The 16567-nt window shown below is 61.1% G+C and carries 19 protein-coding genes, 1 tRNA gene and 2 pseudogenes; 13 read left to right on the top strand and 9 right to left on the bottom strand.

Annotated elements, in window-relative coordinates; translation table 11 throughout:
- Positions 1-35: 35 nt before the first annotated feature.
- Entirely contained in the window at positions 36-2084 is a 2049-nt protein-coding gene (locus FIU86_RS10980) for an enoyl-CoA hydratase/isomerase family protein (protein WP_172977489.1), read from the top strand.
- Here FIU86_RS10980 and FIU86_RS10975 read toward each other — a convergent pair.
- On the bottom strand, positions 2077-2292 hold the full coding sequence (locus tag FIU86_RS10975) for a hypothetical protein (protein ID WP_103764122.1): 216 nt from the start codon (positions 2290-2292) through the stop codon (positions 2077-2079). The two genes, FIU86_RS10980 and FIU86_RS10975, sit on opposite strands and share 8 nt — an antisense overlap.
- A gap of 148 nt (positions 2293-2440) precedes the next feature.
- Between FIU86_RS10975 and FIU86_RS10970 the strand changes: the two genes are divergently transcribed.
- Positions 2441-2710, top strand: coding sequence for a DUF2312 domain-containing protein (locus tag FIU86_RS10970; protein ID WP_057794192.1), 270 nt, complete (start codon positions 2441-2443; stop codon positions 2708-2710).
- Between the two features lie 67 nt (positions 2711-2777).
- On the opposite strand, the gene FIU86_RS10965 is transcribed toward FIU86_RS10970, so the two are convergent.
- Positions 2778-3653, bottom strand: a complete 876-nt coding sequence (locus FIU86_RS10965; protein WP_152475117.1) for a hypothetical protein — start codon at positions 3651-3653, stop codon at positions 2778-2780.
- A 138-nt stretch (positions 3654-3791) separates the two neighbouring features.
- On the opposite strand from FIU86_RS10965, the gene FIU86_RS10960 reads away from it, so the two are divergent.
- A tRNA-Thr gene (locus tag FIU86_RS10960) sits at positions 3792-3867 on the top strand.
- Here the strand turns inward: FIU86_RS10960 and FIU86_RS23105 are convergent.
- A complete protein-coding gene (locus FIU86_RS23105; protein ID WP_152477087.1) occupies positions 3830-4690 on the bottom strand; it encodes a recombinase zinc beta ribbon domain-containing protein in 861 nt (286 codons plus the stop codon). The genes FIU86_RS10960 and FIU86_RS23105 overlap by 38 nt on opposite strands.
- 116 nt (positions 4691-4806) lie before the next feature.
- Positions 4807-6158, bottom strand: a protein-coding gene (locus FIU86_RS10950) for an IS3 family transposase (RefSeq protein ID WP_152473331.1) whose coding sequence is annotated in 2 segments (ribosomal slippage) — positions 4807-5822 and positions 5822-6158 — 1353 coding nt in all. Because the reading frame shifts where the segments join, the coding sequence is not laid out codon by codon here.
- Positions 6159-6245: 87 nt separating this feature from the next.
- Between FIU86_RS10950 and FIU86_RS10945 the strand changes: the two are divergent.
- From FIU86_RS10945 to FIU86_RS10930, 4 genes and pseudogenes are all read left to right on the top strand, one after another.
- Positions 6246-6479: pseudogene (locus tag FIU86_RS10945) on the top strand (zincin-like metallopeptidase domain-containing protein); the annotation flags it as partial.
- Between the two features lie 179 nt (positions 6480-6658).
- Entirely contained in the window at positions 6659-7030 is a 372-nt protein-coding gene (locus FIU86_RS10940; protein WP_152475115.1) for a hypothetical protein, read from the top strand.
- Positions 7031-7444: 414 nt separating this feature from the next.
- Positions 7445-8293 (top strand): type IV toxin-antitoxin system AbiEi family antitoxin domain-containing protein, encoded by an 849-nt coding sequence (locus FIU86_RS10935; protein WP_152475114.1) that lies wholly within the window; start codon positions 7445-7447, stop codon positions 8291-8293.
- Between the two features lie 73 nt (positions 8294-8366).
- Positions 8367-9200: pseudogene (locus FIU86_RS10930) on the top strand (nucleotidyl transferase AbiEii/AbiGii toxin family protein); the annotation flags it as partial.
- Positions 9201-9254: 54 nt separating this feature from the next.
- On the opposite strand, the gene FIU86_RS10925 reads toward FIU86_RS10930, so the two are convergent.
- Positions 9255-9458 (bottom strand): hypothetical protein, encoded by a 204-nt coding sequence (locus tag FIU86_RS10925; protein ID WP_152475113.1) that lies wholly within the window; start codon positions 9456-9458, stop codon positions 9255-9257.
- A gap of 434 nt (positions 9459-9892) precedes the next feature.
- Between FIU86_RS10925 and FIU86_RS10920 the strand changes: the two genes are divergently transcribed.
- The gene (locus FIU86_RS10920; RefSeq protein ID WP_152475112.1) at positions 9893-10138 is read left to right on the top strand and encodes a hypothetical protein; all 246 of its coding nucleotides are present in this window, start codon (positions 9893-9895) and stop codon (positions 10136-10138) included.
- A 2-nt stretch (positions 10139-10140) separates the two neighbouring features.
- Complete coding sequence (locus FIU86_RS10915) at positions 10141-10563, top strand: hypothetical protein (RefSeq protein WP_152475111.1); 423 nt, start codon at positions 10141-10143, stop codon at positions 10561-10563.
- A 30-nt stretch (positions 10564-10593) separates the two neighbouring features.
- Here the strand turns inward: FIU86_RS10915 and FIU86_RS10910 are convergent, their stop codons facing one another.
- The 4 genes from FIU86_RS10910 to FIU86_RS10895 form a co-directional block, all read right to left on the bottom strand.
- Positions 10594-10953, bottom strand: a complete 360-nt coding sequence (locus FIU86_RS10910) for a hypothetical protein (protein ID WP_152475110.1) — start codon at positions 10951-10953, stop codon at positions 10594-10596.
- Positions 10954-10969: 16 nt separating this feature from the next.
- A complete protein-coding gene (locus FIU86_RS10905; protein ID WP_152475109.1) occupies positions 10970-12277 on the bottom strand; it encodes a relaxase/mobilization nuclease domain-containing protein in 1308 nt (435 codons plus the stop codon).
- Positions 12274-12762 carry a hypothetical protein gene (locus FIU86_RS10900; RefSeq protein WP_254703804.1) on the bottom strand — a complete coding sequence of 163 codons (489 nt, stop codon included), beginning with the start codon at positions 12760-12762 and terminating at the stop codon, positions 12274-12276. The genes FIU86_RS10905 and FIU86_RS10900 overlap by 4 nt, the downstream gene beginning before the upstream one ends.
- Before the next feature lie 89 nt (positions 12763-12851).
- Positions 12852-13082 carry a hypothetical protein gene (locus FIU86_RS10895; RefSeq protein ID WP_152475108.1) on the bottom strand — a complete coding sequence of 77 codons (231 nt, stop codon included), beginning with the start codon at positions 13080-13082 and terminating at the stop codon, positions 12852-12854.
- A gap of 17 nt (positions 13083-13099) precedes the next feature.
- Between FIU86_RS10895 and FIU86_RS10890 the strand changes: the two genes are divergently transcribed.
- From FIU86_RS10890 to tig, 4 genes are all read left to right on the top strand, one after another.
- The gene (locus FIU86_RS10890) at positions 13100-13552 is read left to right on the top strand and encodes a hypothetical protein (RefSeq protein ID WP_152475107.1); all 453 of its coding nucleotides are present in this window, start codon (positions 13100-13102) and stop codon (positions 13550-13552) included.
- An 11-nt stretch (positions 13553-13563) separates the two neighbouring features.
- Entirely contained in the window at positions 13564-14133 is a 570-nt protein-coding gene (locus FIU86_RS10885; protein WP_254703803.1) for a hypothetical protein, read from the top strand.
- Positions 14133-14762: an SCO family protein gene (locus FIU86_RS10880; RefSeq protein WP_152475106.1), complete on the top strand. Its 630-nt coding sequence runs from the start codon at positions 14133-14135 to the stop codon at positions 14760-14762. Before FIU86_RS10885 ends, FIU86_RS10880 begins: the two co-directional genes overlap by 1 nt.
- Positions 14763-14906: 144 nt before the next feature.
- The gene (gene tig / locus FIU86_RS10875) at positions 14907-16235 is read left to right on the top strand and encodes a trigger factor (protein WP_152475105.1); all 1329 of its coding nucleotides are present in this window, start codon (positions 14907-14909) and stop codon (positions 16233-16235) included.
- Positions 16236-16567: the final 332 nt, after the last annotated feature.

Genomic DNA, 16567 nt, shown 5'->3' with positions numbered 1-16567 from the left:
GCATGGTTTGAGGCGTGCCGGGGCGCAAAAGAGCAGTGTCCGAAGTCATTTACGAGCTGACCGATCGGGTGGCCGTCCTGCGCTTGTCGCGGGGCGAGGCGAACGCGTTGTCACCTGGCATGCGGAGTGACCTGGCCGCGGCCTTGGACCGCGCCGCCGGCGACGAAGCGGCAACGGCGGTGGTGCTGACCGGCGCCGGGTATACGTTCTGTTCGGGCGTCGACCTGTCGGAGTTCGACGGACCGCTGGCTGAGCCCTGGATCGGCGCGTTGACCCGAAGGATAGAAGACCACCCCAAACCCGTGGTCGCGGCACTCGATGGCGTCGCCCTTGGCGCGGGATTCGAACTTGCTTTGGCGGCTCATGCGCGAGTGGCGCGAAGGACCTGCCGCGTGGCGCTGCCCGAGGTGAGCTTGGGCCTGATGCCGAGCGGCGGCAGCACGCAACGTCTGCCGCGGCTGTTGGGGGCGCAAGCGGCGCTGGAATTCATGCTGGCGGGACGTTCGCTCGACGCTGGCGAGCCGAGGCTGGCCAAGCTGTTCACAGCGCTCACCGAAAACGCCCCGCTGGCCGCGGCGCTGGCGACTGCCAAAAGATTTGCTCAGGCGCCAGACTTTGCACGGGCCCGCGAGATCGACCGGGGTTTTTCCGACCCGGCGGCCTATCGCGCCGCGGTCGCCGCGGTGGCCGCGCGCCTGCGGGCTGGCGACAGCGCCGAGGCCGATATCCTGCGCTGTGTAGAGGCAGCGCAGCTTTTGCCCTACGAACAGGGGCTGCATTTCGAGCAAGCGGCGTTCGAGGCGTGCCTGGCGCGACCGGGTGCGCGCGCATCGCGGCATCTTTATGCCGCCGAGCGGCGGTCGCGGGCCTGGCCGGAGGCGCATGAGGGCAAAGCGCGCGACATCAGCACCGTTGTGCTGACCGGATCTGACCCGGTGCTGACGGAACTGGCGGTGCACTGCCTAGATCGCGGTCAGCGCGTGGCGGTGCTGGCGCCCGGTCCGGCGGGTGCGGCAGTCGCGGCGCGCGTTCGGGCCGTTTACGAAGGCGCGGTGGCGCGAAAGCGGATGGCACAGGAGGAGCGTGATGCGCGGCTGGCCCGGCTGAGCCATGGAAGCGATCCGGTGGTGCTGATGGCCGCCGACCTCGTTCTGGACGGCGGTGGCGGCGATCCCGGCGCGGCGGCGGTGCGCAAGGGAGCGGTCTGGTGCTTGGTATCGGGGCGCGACGGCGCGGCGTCGCGGCGCGCGCAACTGGGCGCGTCGGTCGAGGTACTGGCGCTGCGGGCCTACCGCCCGGCCTATGCGCTGCCGCTGGTCGAACTGGCGGTGCCCGACGGTGCGGCGCCAGACGCGGTGATGACCGTCATGCGATACTTTGCTGGGTCCGGGCGCGTCGTGCTGCGCAGCGCGGACCGCCCCGGCATGATTGGTCACCGCTTAATGGGGGCGGCGCAGCGGGCGGCGTTGGCGTTGATGCGGGCCGGGGCTGATGCGCACGCGGTCGAGGACGCGGCGCGGCGGTTGGGCTTTGCCCGCGGGCCGCTGGAGCTGATCGAGACGGATGGGATCGGTGTGTCGGTTGCGCGTCTGCGTCGGATTTTCGGCAGCGTGCCGGAATTGGCCCTGCTGGACGCGCGCGCCGATGCGGTGGCCGCCGGCAATACACCGGGGCAGGGGTTCTATTCAGCCCAAGGCCAGGCGCTTGCCCCTGATCCGGGTCTGGCGAACTGGCTGGAGGCGTGGCGCGACGGCCAACGCGACCTGCCCGAGGTGCCGGATGTGCCCTTAGAGCGGGCTCTGCACGCGGCGTTGGTTGCCGAAGCCGCACGGATGATCGCCGACAACACCGTGGCGCGGGCCTCGGACGTGGACCTGTGCATGGTAAAGGGTTATGGCTTTGACACCGCGCGAGGCGGGCCGCTGCTCTGGGCCGATATCGGGCCGGATACGGGCGGGTCGCTGGGCCTTGTTCGGACGATGAAGGCGCTGGCACCTTTGGGGCCGGAGCTGTGGACGCCGCCCGCTATGCTGGAGGACATGGTCAAGTTCGGCCGGCGCTTTTTCGGCGACGCGGTCAGCTGAGCACGATCCCGAGCACGACCAGCATCAGCCCGATCACCGACAGGAAGAGCGCCCCGGTGTTGACGGGCAGGATCTTTTGCAGCGTGGCGCGCAAATCGTCGTCAGACAGACCGGCGCGACGGGCGCGGATCACGCGCAGGATGCACCAGACAAGCAGGGCGAGACCGGCCAGCGTGACCGCCGCCCCGAGCCAGATCAGCATTTCCATCAGGCGCCTCCGCGATAGACCTTCATGGGTGCGACCGCGGGTAGCGCATCAGGCGTGGCATCGCAAGCGACAGAGCGCGAAAACGGGCTTGCGGGACGACAGGCGCGCTTGTAGTCAAGAGGCCCAGCCCAGACCTTGGAGAGCCTTCATGGACGACCAGACCCCGCAACCCGGCCCCGACAGCAGCTACCGCGTAACCGCCGACGAGCTGCGCCAGTTCATCGAACGGTTTGAGCGTCTGGAGCAGGAAAAGAAGGACATTGCCGAACAGCAGAAAGAGGTGATGGCCGAGGCCAAGGCGCGCGGCTACGACACCAAGGTGATGCGCAAGGTGATCGCGCTGCGCAAGCGCGACAAGGACGACATCGCCGAGGAAGAGGCGGTGCTTGAGATGTACAAGGAAGCGTTGGGGATGTGAGTTTTCGGGTCGGCGTGTCGGTGCGTGGGTTATCGCCGACGCTACGATAACGACACGCGAGACGGCCTCAGGGTGCGATGAAGTTCACGCCCTGGATGCGCTCGATCTCGTAGACGTCTTCGTCATAGGCCTCGGACAAGGTCTCGACCAGTTCCTCGGTCCAGCCGGGAAGGTCCAGTTCCTCCTCGATTTCCTCGTCCTTCACGAACTTGTCGAGGAAGGCCGAGATGACGCGGCGCTTCTGGGTCTCCGTCATGCCGGGATGCGAGGCAAGATAGGTTTCGAATCGCTTCATGCCGGCGGAGGTCATGATTTCTTCCAGCAAAGCGAACTCGCCCTTGAATGACGCATTTGGGTCTAGCCCGGCCATCTCGCGCAGGACCTGCGCCCAGATCAGGGGAGTGTCCTCGTTGCACCAGATGGTGATCGGCATGTCGGGGAAATTGTGGCGGAAGCGCGCGATCGTCTCGGACCACCGGAATTGCGCCGGGTCGACACCATTGAGGAAGTCCGCCATCGTGTCGTGCGGAGACTTGCCAAAGAGCGCGGGCAGGTGCGTGGCCGGATCGCGCAGTGCCAGGAAAAGCTCCAGCCTGTCATTGGCAAAGATTTGCCGGAACGCCTCTATCCGCATTTCGGCGGCAGGATAGAACATGCCTTGACCCACGGCCATCTTGGGCGTGCCGAAAAAGGCTTGGTTGGAGAGGACCAGCCGATCGTTGCCCGCGTTGTGGTTGATGGCCGAAAGCACGTCATCGCGGGTTTCCGGGCTGATCCCGCTTTCGGTCACTTCGTTGAGGATGTCGCGCAGAAGCTTGCGATAGGATTTCGGCCCGGGCACGTCGGTGCCGATTTCGGACAGCAGATCGCGGTTCGCCAGCAGGGTTTTGATCAGACGATCCTCGTCCGTCATGTGCGCGCCGGCATGGATAACGACCTGCATCCTGAACACTCCCGTTGTTGCGCTCGAGGGCGCAATATAGAGGCTTTTTCCGGCAGTTAAACCGCTTTCGAATGTGCAGGGTCGAGTCCAGATTTCATCTTGCGGATCGTGCCAGGGATGCGTAATCAGGCGTTCAATGCCCCTATAGCTCAGCTGGTAGAGCAACTGATTTGTAATCAGTAGGTCGGGAGTTCGAGTCTCTCTGGGGGCACCATCTCGCATTTTTGGTTGCAGATTCCCTCTAACACCCTGAAGGGAAAGGCGGTTTTTATTGTTCGATAACCGTTTTCCCGTGAGTATCGCAGAGGCTCTGGAAACGCCAATCGAAGCACTGTTTGCTTCATGGCTAAGCTTCCATTTTCATATATATTCCAAGGTCTTGCCAGGAATTCGAGAGATAGTTCGATAAACTCTTCGAACCTCCCCTTTGGTGGCACGACGCGGCTGGCGCGGTCGGTTAGTCGAATCTTTTCCCGTTCCAGCTTAGAGATACGCTTCTCGTAAGCAGTCACGACCGTTGGGCTGGACGCATCGACAATGCGATCAAGCAGGCCCTCGATCTGTGCTTCGGCATCCTTGCATTGCTTCTCTAGCGCCTTCTTAGCGCTCTCGGCTTCGCTCAGGCGCATGTTCCAGGCGTCCCTGAACATTGCCCTCGCCAGCTCGAAAAGTTCACTGCTCGGCTGCAAGCTTCGCAATATCTCTGCGAACCCGTCCTCAATCTTGGCGCGTGCGATGGATTTGCGCTTCGACGGACAGCCGCGCGTGTCACAGAGATAATAGGGGTAGTGACGACGGCAGCCCTTCGACCATGCAGCCGTCATGGGCTTCCCGCAATCATCGCAGGCCACGTAGCCGCGCAGCGGAAAATTAGCATTGATGTCCTTGCGGGCCGCTGGCCGCGCGCCTGCCTTGAGGTTTTCCTGAATCTGTTCGAACGTATCCCAGTTGATGAAAGGCTCATGATGGCCCTTGCGCAGCCCCACGTCCCACTTGGGAACCTCGATATAGCCCGCATACGTCGGGCGGGTCAGCATCCTCGTGACCTTCCACGCACGGATGTGGCCGTTAGGAAGGTCTGTCCGTCTTCAGAGTTTTTCGGACAAGTCGTTTGTTTTGGTAACGGAGGCTCTGGTTCGGTTTCTGTTTGAGTTTAGGCGACCGCGGCTTTGTGCTGCAACCGGCGCTTTCGGATTGTCTGTTTCTTGATCTCCTCTCTCATTTTCAGGATCGTCCGACCCCGACCGTGGTAGACGTCAGCCGGCGTCAGGTTATCCAGGCTCTCGTGGTATCGCCGAGTGTTGTAGTATCCGACGAAGTCGCCGATCTGGCGTTCAAGATCCCCCGGCAGATAGTAGTTCTCCAGCAGAACCCGGTTCTTCATGGTCTGGTGCCAGCGTTCGATCTTGCCCTGGGTCTGTGGGTGGTGCGGCGCTCCGCGGACGTGATCCATACCTTTGGTATCGAGGTAGTCGGCCAGGTCGGCCGCAACGTAGGACGAGCCGTTGTCGCTGAGCAGCCGGGGCTTGTGAACGACTGTCGCATGAGCACAGCCCGAGGCCTCCAGCGCCAGATCCAGCGTGTCCGTCACATCCACGGCCTTCATTGTCGTGCAGAGCTTCCACGCGATGATGTAGCGGCTGTAATCGTCGAGGATCGTGCTGAGATAGAACCAGCCCCAACCGATGACCTTGAGATAGGTGAAGTCGGTTTGCCAGAGTTCGTTGGGCCGAGTTGTCTTGTCCCGGAACTCATCGGCGGCACGGATCACCACATGGGCCGGAGCCGTGATCAGGTCCTGGGCCTTGAGAATGCGGTATGCCGAGGACTCAGATACAAAATACCGTTTCTCATCGGTGTATTTGACCGCCAATTCCCGTGGCGTCAGATCCTCATGATCCAGCGCGAACTCAACGAAGGCGTCGCGGATCTCGTCCGGGATGCGGTTCCACACCGCCCGAGGCCGCGGGGACGTGTCACGCAAAGCGTCAACGCCGCCATCGGCCCACCGCGCATACCACTGGTAATAGGTGCTGCTGGGAATGCCGAGCATGGTCAGGGTCCGCCTGACCGGCAAATGCGAGGCTTCGACTGTCCGAATGATCTCGAGCTTCTCCGAGGCTGGGTATCTCATGCGTCGTCCTCCCCATCCCCGAACGTGCTTTTTTTGAGCAGCCTGTTCTCCAGTGTCAGCTCCGCGACCACTTCTTTCAGCGCGGCTGCCTCAGAGCGCAGTTCCTTGACCTCGGGAGCTGTCGCCTGACGGGCTGTGTCACCCGCCAGCCGGTTCTTCCCAGCCTCAAGAAACTCCTTCGACCAGCTGTAATAAAGGCTCTCAGCGATCCCTTCACGACGGCACAGGGCCGCTATGCTTTCTTCGCCCCGCATCCCGGCAAGCACGATGCGGATCTTCTCCTCCGCCGAGTAGTGCTTGCGGGTCTTACGCTTGATACCCCTAACAAGCTTGTCAGCAGCATCCTTGGATGTTCCGGATCTCTTGTTCATCTTCGCTCCATTATGGCTTCGATGAACCAGAAATCCTCCGTTCCTCAAACACCTAAATCTGTCCGGTAGGTGCTGACGTTAGACACCCGCGAGGAACTAGTCGCCGAGCTGGGCGCAGCGTTCCTTTGCGCCGATCTGGCACTGACGCCGGAGCCTGGCACAGATCATGCCGCCTACATCCAGAGCTGGCTCAAGGTGCTGCGCAATGACAAGCGCGCCATCTTCAGCGCCGCCGCCCATGCGCAGCGTGCAGCGGACTACCTGCACGGCTTGCAGCCCGTGATCGAGGAAACCGAAGGGCAGGAAGGAGTCGCCGCGTAAGCGGCGGCTTCGGCCAAAATTTCGCGGCTGGCCATGCGGCCAGCCGATACAGGCGTTGCACGACAAGTGCTAGATTCGCAAAACATCACACTGCAATTCCTGTGGAAAACTAGAGTTCTCTCGCCATGTAATCCGAAGAGATTTGATACTCTTAGGCGTACAAATTTGGAGGCGGAAAGTTGATATTCGAAAAACTATTTAAGAAGAAAGCGCCAAAAGAACTTGTGTTCAAAAGCAATGAAGCCGCTTTCCAGTATGCATGCAAGTTTTTAGATAACTCACTTGTGGCCAAAAAGGCAGTTACAGCGTTGGTAGAAGATGTGAGTGTGAATGACGAGAATGAACAAGCGTTTAAAGTCAGAGTAGCAAACAAGGATGGCGGGAAGCGTTTGGTGTCTTACAGCTTAAGGGCTATAGAAGGTATAAATAGAGGTGATTTAGTATTATGGGGCTGTGATGTTCCGATCGAACCATTGCCTATAGGGTTTGTGTTAGCAAAGGTTGAACCAACCCTAAATCTAGAAACAGGCGAATGGAAAATAGCTTCATAATCTTTATCTCTCACGACTTGCTGTTTTTTACAAAGCGCGAGGACTATGCGCTGACTCCCAGCTAATGTCGGAAGCAGAGAGGATCGCCTTTGAACGTGGAGATGCCGAGGTGGTCTAGGATGCATGGAGTTTTCAAGCCGAGGAATATTACTCCGCAAATGGATACGAAGTCTTCGCGCGTTTAGATGATGTATCGAATGGTGCAGGGAAAGGCTAAATGCATGAAGACTCAAAGCTCCAAGCTCCAAGCTCCAAGCCTATAACCTTCGAGGTCATCTTCAATTCGCGAAAAATTGCGGCTGGCCTGACGGCCAGCCTCGGGTTTGAAGTTCTCTCTATTTGCTCAACATGGTTGAGTTTTTCAGCGCTTCGGTAAACTTGCTATTGGTTTGATAAGTGTGTAAAATACTCAGTATGGCTGAGCAAAGTACATCACGCCTAAACCGCCTTGAGAAAGACCTGCCCGAAGGGCTGGTCGTCGATGCGGCATGGCTGGAACAGCGCGGCATCGCCAGCAACTTGCGCTCGTACTACGTCAAGCACGGTTGGCTGGAGCAGCCTGCGCGCGGTGTCTACCGCCGTCCACGCGGCTCTCTGGGGTGGCAGCAGGTCGTGATATCCCTTCAAACCTTGCTGGAAGTCCCGCTGATCGTCGGTGGACGCACCGCGCTGGAGCTACAGGGCTTTGCTCACTACCTCACCCACGAAACCAAGACGATCCACTTGCACGGACCCGAGAAGCCGCCACACTGGCTTGCCAAGCTCGGCCTTCCGCAAACATTCGTTTACCGGAACAGCGAAACCCTGTTCCGCAATGATCCGGTCAGTTTCGGCCTCGGGAGCCTTGCATGGGATGCCGAGAAGAACGAGGGCCGCGATCTTGAGCGCCTTCAAGGCGGAAGCCTTGAGCGAATATCCTGGGGGCAATGGGACTGGCCGCTAACGCTGTCAAAGCCGGAGCGGGCCTACCTTGAAATGCTCGACGAGTTACCGCGCCATGAGAGCTTTCACCAAGCGGACATGATCATGCAGGGCGCAGCAAATCTGAGTCCCCGCCGCCTGACAAAGCTCTTGGGCGACTGCCGCAGCATAAAGGTGAAGCGGCTCTTTTTCTTTTTCGCCGACCGCCACGGTCATGCTTGGCGCAAGCGCATCGATCCCGAGCAATTCGATCTCGGCAAGGGAAAGCGCATGCTCGTGAAAGGCGGGCGTCTTGATCCGGTTTACCAGATCACCGTACCGGAGAACCTTGATGGCGTTTGAAGAGCGATATCAGCAACAGGTCCGGCTGCTCATGAGGCTCTTGCCCGTTGTTGCGCGCTAGGAGTGCTTTGCGCTCAAGGGCGGAACAGCAATCAACCTGTTTGTCCGTAATCTGCCGCGACTGTCCGTCGATATCGACCTAATGTACCTGCCGATGCATGCAAGGCCGGACGCGCTCGCTGGCATCGACGCCGCGATGAAGCGGATCGCCAAGAACATCCAGACAGAGATACGAGGCGCGCGCGTTACCCCGCATATCAAAGACGGGACTGTGTTGCGCCTGCTCGTCGCCGCCGACCGTACGCAGGTCAAGATCGAGGTGTCTCCGGTCCTGCGCGGTGTAGTCAACGAGCCAAGCATCCAGGCTGTTGTCGTAGAGGTCGAAGATGCCTTCGGCTTTGCCGAAACGAATGTGGTTTCCTTCGAAGACCTTTACGCGGGGAAGCTTGTGGCTGCTCTGGATCGGCAACACCCGCGCGATCTGTTCGACGTGCGCGACCTGTTTGCCAATGAAGGGCTGACCGACGAGCTGCGGAGGACGTTTCTGGTCTACCTTCTGAGCCATAACCGACCAATGGGAGAGGTGCTCTCGGGGCGTGTCAAAGACCTCGCCGACGAGTACCGAGACGGCTTCGAGGGTATGACCGAGACCGCCGTGCCGATAGAAGAATTGGTCGAAACACAGAAGCGCCTGATCGATGAATTGATCGGGAAAATGCCCGCCAAACATCGCACATTCCTGCTCGGTTTTGAGCGCGGTGAACCCGACTGGGCGCTTCTCGGCATCCCCCATGCGAGCGACCTACCAGCCGTCCGGTGGCGGCAGCAGAACCTCGACGGTTTGGCCCCCGAGAAACGGGCCGACCTCGTGTCCCTCTTGGAGCAATCACTCGACACCAAGCATTGACGCGCTAGACGCCGGAACGCGACGCAACCCGCCAGCGGCGGGCCGCGCGGCGTGTCAGCGCTTGCAGCATCGCCGTGCCTCCGGCCTGGCTTGGCAGCCCATGGCGCGTTCGAGGTTTTCGAGGCTCGCAAGGATATTACGGCGATCCGGAGTGTCGGGTTCGGTTTCGATCAGCAGAAGCGAAAAGAGCTGGTGTAGTTCGCCAAGTTCTTGAGCCGTCAGGCCGTGCAATTCGTGCATGGTGAGAAGTTTGATCATGTGATCCTCCTGTTCCGTCTGCGACCCGACCAATTCGGGCCTTCACGGTATCAGGACGCGCAGGAAGCGGCTGTCATCGGACACCTTCGGGCGCAACACAGTGGAGCAGGCACACCGCCTTGACCGCATGCGAAGTCCTTCCTGCCATTCATGATTTTCGGAAGAACCGTTGGACGGGCGCGGTAGAAATGAGAGGTCGCGGTCTCGAAGCTGATCGCCAGTCCCATGATGTGCGCGGGATGAATCAAACCCTTGGCATGTGGCCTTGCCTCGTTCTGAAACGCCTGAATTCCTGACCGCACGCGGTCAGCCGTCAATATCCTGCCCGCACCACTCCGGCGGTGCCGGACCGTGTTGGATATGACGTCAGACCCTCTCCGTCCGGTCTTGCGGAATGGCGTAACGAGCCAAACCACAAACCAAAGGAGATCATCATGGCACGCACAAACACGAAACCCGCCAACCAGCAGCGCAAAGCGCCCGCGTTTCTTGCCTGGCACGTCGCAGACAACGGCGAAAAATCTTTCTGGAACAAAGTCGGCGCAGCCTGGCCGCACAAAGACGGCAAAGGCTACACGCTCCAGCTTGAAACCGTTCCGGTGAATGGCCGCATCGTCATCCGCGAACCTCTCGAAAAGCCTCGTGAGGCCGAAGCGTCAGCCGCAAAGAAAGGAGCGTAGCCATGATCAAACCGCTTGAACCCTTCCAAGGCTACCGCGCCGGACATCCGTGGTACTATCGCTTGGGCGGACCGATACCGACGCCCAGGCAAATCAGGGCAGATGTCGAAAGCAGGGACTATCGCGGCTACCTTGCCGATCACATCGACACCGCCGCCGCAAAGCCCGAGCCGCAGCGTTCGGAAGCGCTGCGCGCGCTGCGCAGCAGGGTGCTGGACGAAATGCGTGCCGATCTGACGCGATATCGCGAATGCGCTCAGGAGTTACGGCGCTTCAGAAACGCCTGTACGGAGGATGATCGTCCGATCACATGCGATGTCTACACCGCCATCAGCCTCAAGACCGCGCATCTGATCAACGCTTTCGCCAATCTCAGAACAATCGAAGAAGCCTTGAGCAAACAAGGCGATCTGTTCGGGTTTTGAGTTCAAAGCCGCCCTATACGGGCGGCTTGGCTATTTCCGGTTTTTTGCTTCGGCCTGTAGTTCCAGCATCGCGACATGTGTGCGGGTCATGATCTCTTCTTCCATCCACGCACGCATGATCCGCTTGGCATTGCGGGTAGGGACAGGATCATCCGCACCAACGCCGCTGACATATCCCCAGAAGTCCAGCGCCTCGTCTCTCGGGCGTGTTTCCATGAGCGCGATAAATTGCGCCATGTGGACAAGAGACCTGGGCAGCGTCAGTACGACGCGCTGCATGCCATCGTCGGACTGCCTCGTTTTCTCGATCTCGCCAGCCTGCGTCCGTACACGCAACAGTTCATCGCGCAAGCTGCGCTGTGTCCGGCCTTTTCCTTCGTTCTCCGTCATGCTCGATTCCTTTCATCTATCTTTCAAAGCCGCGATCACGCCCTTTATCACGGCGACGTTGGCGCTTCCGCGCGTTCCGGTCCGGATCGCGCCGTTCAGAGCTGTGTTCCGGCGCGCTCATGTCCTGATATCGGGCGATATCCTCGCGGAGCATGAGCAGTTCGCCCTTTTGCCGCTCCTGCTGTTCCCGCATGCGCAGTTGCAGCGCACGGCGCTCATCAAGCTGATCCGCGATCAGGTCGTCCCGCTCCGCGCGATCCCGCAGCAGGGCTTGCCAGGCTTCGCGCTCGTTTCGATCCCTGATTTTCGCGTATTTTCCTGTGATCCGGTGCCAGATGCCCGAGACGCCGCGCGGCAGTCGCGCCGCCCGCGCGTTGGTCTCTGCGATCCAGCGCTTCTCGTGACCTTCCTTGAGCGCTTGCCGCTCGTGCCGATGCCGTCCGGCCAGCTCGCTCCGCTCGAATTCGAGCGCCTTGCGCCCCCGTCCAGCTTCCAGTTCCGTTTGCTTGATAAAACGCTTGATCCGTTCGGACATGCGCGCGGCGATCCCAAACCGCGCCTCTTCAGCCGAAGGGAAGGCTTCCGGCTCGCCGAGACGAGCCACAACATCCTTGCTCTTCACGCCCGCCTGCCGCGCCACCGCGTAGACCTCACCGCGATAATCGACGGCGACAAAGCCGCGCCGATCACCGCGCGCGAGCATGAAGCCGCGTTCCTTGAGCGCTTGCGCGAAAGCCATTCCGGAGTCCGAACGGTTCCAGCATTCCTGAAACATCGCCTTGAGCTGCTTTGGATCGAGGCCGACACGCCGCGCCTGCCGCCATTCTTCGAGGCTGTAGCTCAGCGGGTCGCGCTCCCGCCAATCGCGGAGGCCTCTCGGCATTTCCCAGCCGTGCTGGCGAAAGAGCTCCCGCGATACGTCCCGCAGGCGCGTCTTGTAGTGCGAAAGGTTGATCGCCCGCATGCGCTCCGCATCAATGCGCGACCAGACAACATGGGCATGCCGCCGCCCGTCTTTTTCATGAAAGACGATGGCGCGGGGCTGGCCTTCGAGGCCGAGCTTGCGCTCGATCTCATCGGCAGCATCCTCGAAATCCGATACTGTGAAGGCTTCGCCGCCAGGCGGGTTGAGACTGGCCGAAAACAGGTAGTTCTCGCAGCGGGTGCCTTTGGCGATGGCATCGGCTTCACGGAAGGCGTCGAGCAGGTCATCACCGACAAAGCCCCGAACCTCGTGCAGCTCGACATGATCATTGTCCCGCATCGAGAGCAGGTATCGGGCAAGCTGCGCCCCGCCGCCGCGCTCTTTGGCCTTGAGGATCATGGCTTGAAATCCATGCCAGCCTTCGAGCCGGAGCCTGTCTCATAGAGGCCAAGAGCAATCATCAGATCGCGCCGCATTGCCTGCACATCCTTGCAAGCCTGCCGCAGTTCATCTTCGGTTTCCGGCGTGACGGGCAGCGATCCCGTATTCACGGCCTTGGCGAGCTGGTTGAGGTTGCTGGACAGGCGGGATTGGCCAAGCGCGGCCAGAACGCGGCCCAACGCCTCGAAGTCCTTGACCGGAGCCTTGCCCCGCGTTTTGCGCGGCGCAACATCATCGCCGAACAGACGATCTCGGATGTAAGCGCCGAGCGCCATGCCAGATGCGTCCTGCTCAAGCTTTGCCCGTTCATCGAAGCTCAGCCGGAGCGAGAAAGGGGTAGGTTTGTATGACTTTTGCGTCGCACTAGTCCGCTTCTCCGGCTCTTTCGGGCCGTCAAGCGACCAGTCTGCCAAGTCATTAAAATTATAGCTGATTTTGGTCATCGTCACGCTCCAGACCATCAAGGTCTAAATGCGCGAGATGACGCTCCCATTCTTCCAGGGTCTCGAAGAGAGAGTTCAAACTTTCTCTCTCAAGCAGCACCATTTTCGACGGGCCTGTCGCCTTCGGCGACTTCCGGCCGGGTTGGCTCGAATCTGATATTTTCACCTGAAACATCCTGCATCGGCAATTCTCGGCCAGAATGTAGAGCCTGCGCGTGGCAGGCCTCGCCGCCGCCGCTTTTCACGCTGTCCCAATAAAACGTGATTGGACCTGTGATCGACGCTCGGGGCTTAATCGCGGCATCGGGTATGGAAGTCATTTGCAAAGGATCATGAGATGGGACGAATTTCACGACTTGCGGCGCTGGCCAGCCTGTTGCCGGGCGTCGCGCTGGCGGCCGAGGGCGAACGGATCGAGGTCAGGGGCGAGATCATCGACACCTGGTGCTATTACTCCGGTGTCATGGGCGGGCCCGACGCGGTGGTGGGCACGGCGCATCACACCTGTGCGCTATGGTGTTCGGCGGGCGGCATTCCGGTGGGCCTGTTGGGCGAGGATGGCGAGGTCTACATGGTGCTGAAGATCGAAGGTGACGACCAGTCGGCCAGCGGGGACACGCAGCTGCGGCTGGCCAGCCACGAGGTGACGGCAGACGGGATGCTCTATCGGCGCGACGGGCTGAATTACCTGGTGGTCGAGGAGGTCGTGACGGATCACGGGATCACCAACCTGAGCCACGACATCTATGGCCCCGTGCCGGGCTTTGCCATCCCCGAACCTGCGGAATGAGGAGTGTGACCATGAAACGGATTGCTATGACGACGGCCGCACTCTGCCTTTGCTTGCCGGCGGCGGCGCAGGATTTCTCGGAAGGGTCCGAGGCCAAAAGCTGGAACCTGGCCGCCGAGAAACCGGCGCGGTTCGAGGCGACGGTGGTGGACATGCTGTGCGAGTTGACCGGCGACTGCGTCGAGGATTGCGGCGGGGGCAAGCGGCAGTTGGGGCTCTTGCGCGCGGCTGACGGCGTGCTGGTCTATCCCAACAAGAACAGCCAGCCCGCCTTCACCGGCGCCGCTTTGGAGCTGGCGCCGTACTGTGGTGCAGAGGTCGAAGTGGACGGGCTGATGATCGAGGATCCAGAGCTGGGGGCCACGAATATTTACCTCGTTCAGAAGATCCGCGAGGTGGGCGAGAGCGAGTGGGTCACCGCGAACAGCTGGACCAAGAAATGGGCCGAGGCGCATCCGGATGCCGAAGGCAAAGGTCCGTGGTTCCGGCGCGATCCGCGGGTGAACGGCATGATCGAGGAAAGTGGGTATCTGGGCCTCGGGCTGGAGGCGGACGCGGCCTTTATCGAGGAGTGGTTCTGATGCGGGGAAAGCTGGCTGCTGCGGCGTGCCTGCTGGCGGGTGCGGCGCTGGCCCATGACGGAGAGGATCATGGGCCGGGCGCGAAAGCTGTGCCTGACGACAAGCTGTCGGCCGCGCTGAAGGACGCACCGACCGCTCTGCCATGGGAGGTTGGCGGGCCGTTCGAATTGACCGATCACATGGGCCGAACGCGGACGCAGGCAGACCCGGATGGCCGGCATCAGTTGCTGTTCTTCGGCTATGCGAACTGCCCCGGCATATGCAGCGCGGCGTTGCCGCTGATGGCCGATGCGGTGGCGGCGCTTGAGGCGGAGGGCGTGGAGATGTCGGCGCTGTTGGTGACCATCGACCCCAAGCTGGATACGGTCGAGACGATGGGCCCGTCGCTGTCAGAGGTGTCGGATGAACTGCTGGGGCTGACCGGCACGCCCGAGGCGCTGAAAATGGCCTATGAGGCTTTCCAGGTGGAGTTCGAGCATCTCTTCGACGATCCCGAGCACGGGCCGATCTACAGTCACGGCAGTTTCATCTACGTGCTGGACCCTGCGGGCGAAGTGCTGACGCAGCTGCCGCCCGTGCTGCCGCCAGAGCAGGTGAGTGCGATTGTGCGGAAGTACGTGGAGGGCTAAGAGGTCCCGGATCAAGTCCGGGACGGCATCTTGGCCTTGCGTCCAAGACTCCGCTTGCACGCCTCAGCCACCATCAATAGATAGCCGGAGTGATTTTGACCGCCGCGGACGCCTCCGCGGCCTTTTTGCAATGGAAGGACGAACATGCAGGTCACAGAGACGCTCAATGAAGGGCTGAAACGCGGCTACACGATGAAACTGTCGGCCAAGGAACTGGACGACAAGGTCATGGACAAGCTGAAAGAAGCGCAACCCGATGTCGAGATGAAAGGGTTCCGCAAGGGCAAGGTGCCGCTGCCGCTGCTGAAAAAGCAGTTCGGCGAGCGTGTCATGGGCGAGGCCATGCAGGAAGCCGTCGACGGCGCCATGAGCCAGCATTTTGAAGACAAGGGCGAGCGCCCCGCCGCAGAGCCCGCCGTGAAGATGGTCAATGAAGACTGGAAGCCGGGCGACGATGTCGAGGTCGAGATGACCTACGAGGCGCTGCCGGACATCCCCGATGTGGACCTGTCCAAGGTGAAGGCCGAGAAGCTGGTCGTGAAGGCCGGCGATGCGGAAGTCGACGAGGCGCTGCAGAACCTGGCGTCCAGCGCGCAGGACTTCAAGGATCGCAAAAAGGGCACCAAGGCCAAGGATGGCGACCAGGTCACGATCGATTTCGTGGGCCGCGTCGATGGCGAGGCGTTCGAGGGTGGCAGCGCGGAAGACTACCCGCTGACCCTCGGTTCGAACAGCTTCATCCCCGGGTTCGAGGAACAGCTGGTCGGCGTGAAGGTGGACGAGGAGAAGGTGGTCAAGGTCAGCTTCCCCGACGAATACCAGGCGCCGCATCTGGCCGGCAAGGACGCCGAGTTCACCTGCACCGTCAAGGCGGTGAAGGAGCCGGTGGCGGCCGAAGTCGACGATGCGCTGGCAGAGAAGTTCGGGGCCGAGAGCCTCGACGCGCTGAAGGAGCAGATCGCCGAGCGTCTGGAAGCCGAGTACGCGGGTGCCGCCCGCGCGGTGATGAAGCGCGGCATCCTTGACCAACTGGACGGGCTGGTCAGTTTCGAACTGCCGCCGAGCATGGTGGAAGCCGAGGCGGGCCAGATCGCACACCAGCTGTGGCACGAGGAAAACCCCGACGTCGAGGGGCATGACCACCCCCAGATCGAGCCCACCGATGAGCACAAGACGCTGGCCGAACGTCGCGTACGCCTGGGCCTGCTGCTCGCTGACTTGGGCCAGAAGGCCGAGGTTGAGGTGACCGACCAGGAAATGACGCAGGCCGTCATGGAGCAGGCGCGGCAATATCCGGGGCAGGAGCGTGAATTCTTCGAGTTCGTGCAGAAAAACCCCCAGATGCGCCAGCAACTGCGCGCGCCGATCTTCGAGGACAAGGTCATCGACCACATCGCCAGCGAGGCCGAGATCACCGAGAAAGAGGTGTCGAAGGACGAGTTGGAGAAAGAGGTCGAGAAGCTGGAAGACTGAGGTCAGCCGGTTTAAGGAACAGGGAAGGGGCCGTCCGGTGGGGCGGCCCTTTTCTTGTCTGTGATGCTGGCGAGTGGAGCGACGGGTCGGAGCGCCATGTTCGCCCTGAGCCTTTGTGACACAATGGCGTCGAGCCCCGAGCCGGCTAACAGCCGCGAAGCGGCCCGGCCATCGTCAGCCCCCCTTGGGCTGGCGATTTGGCTGAGGCTAGGCGCGACGATATTCCGAGGACGTGTTTGGCAGGCATAAAGTGCTTCGTCATTTCCGTCGGATCGCCACCCCAGGGGCTGACGCTCGCCTCCGTCGTGCACAGCAGCAAAGTCCCGCGTAGC

Source organism: Roseovarius sp. THAF9 (assembly GCF_009363715.1).
Lineage (GTDB): Bacteria > Pseudomonadota > Alphaproteobacteria > Rhodobacterales > Rhodobacteraceae > Roseovarius.
Note: the sequence above shows the minus strand (reverse complement) of the source record. Positions and strands in the feature narration are given on the sequence as shown.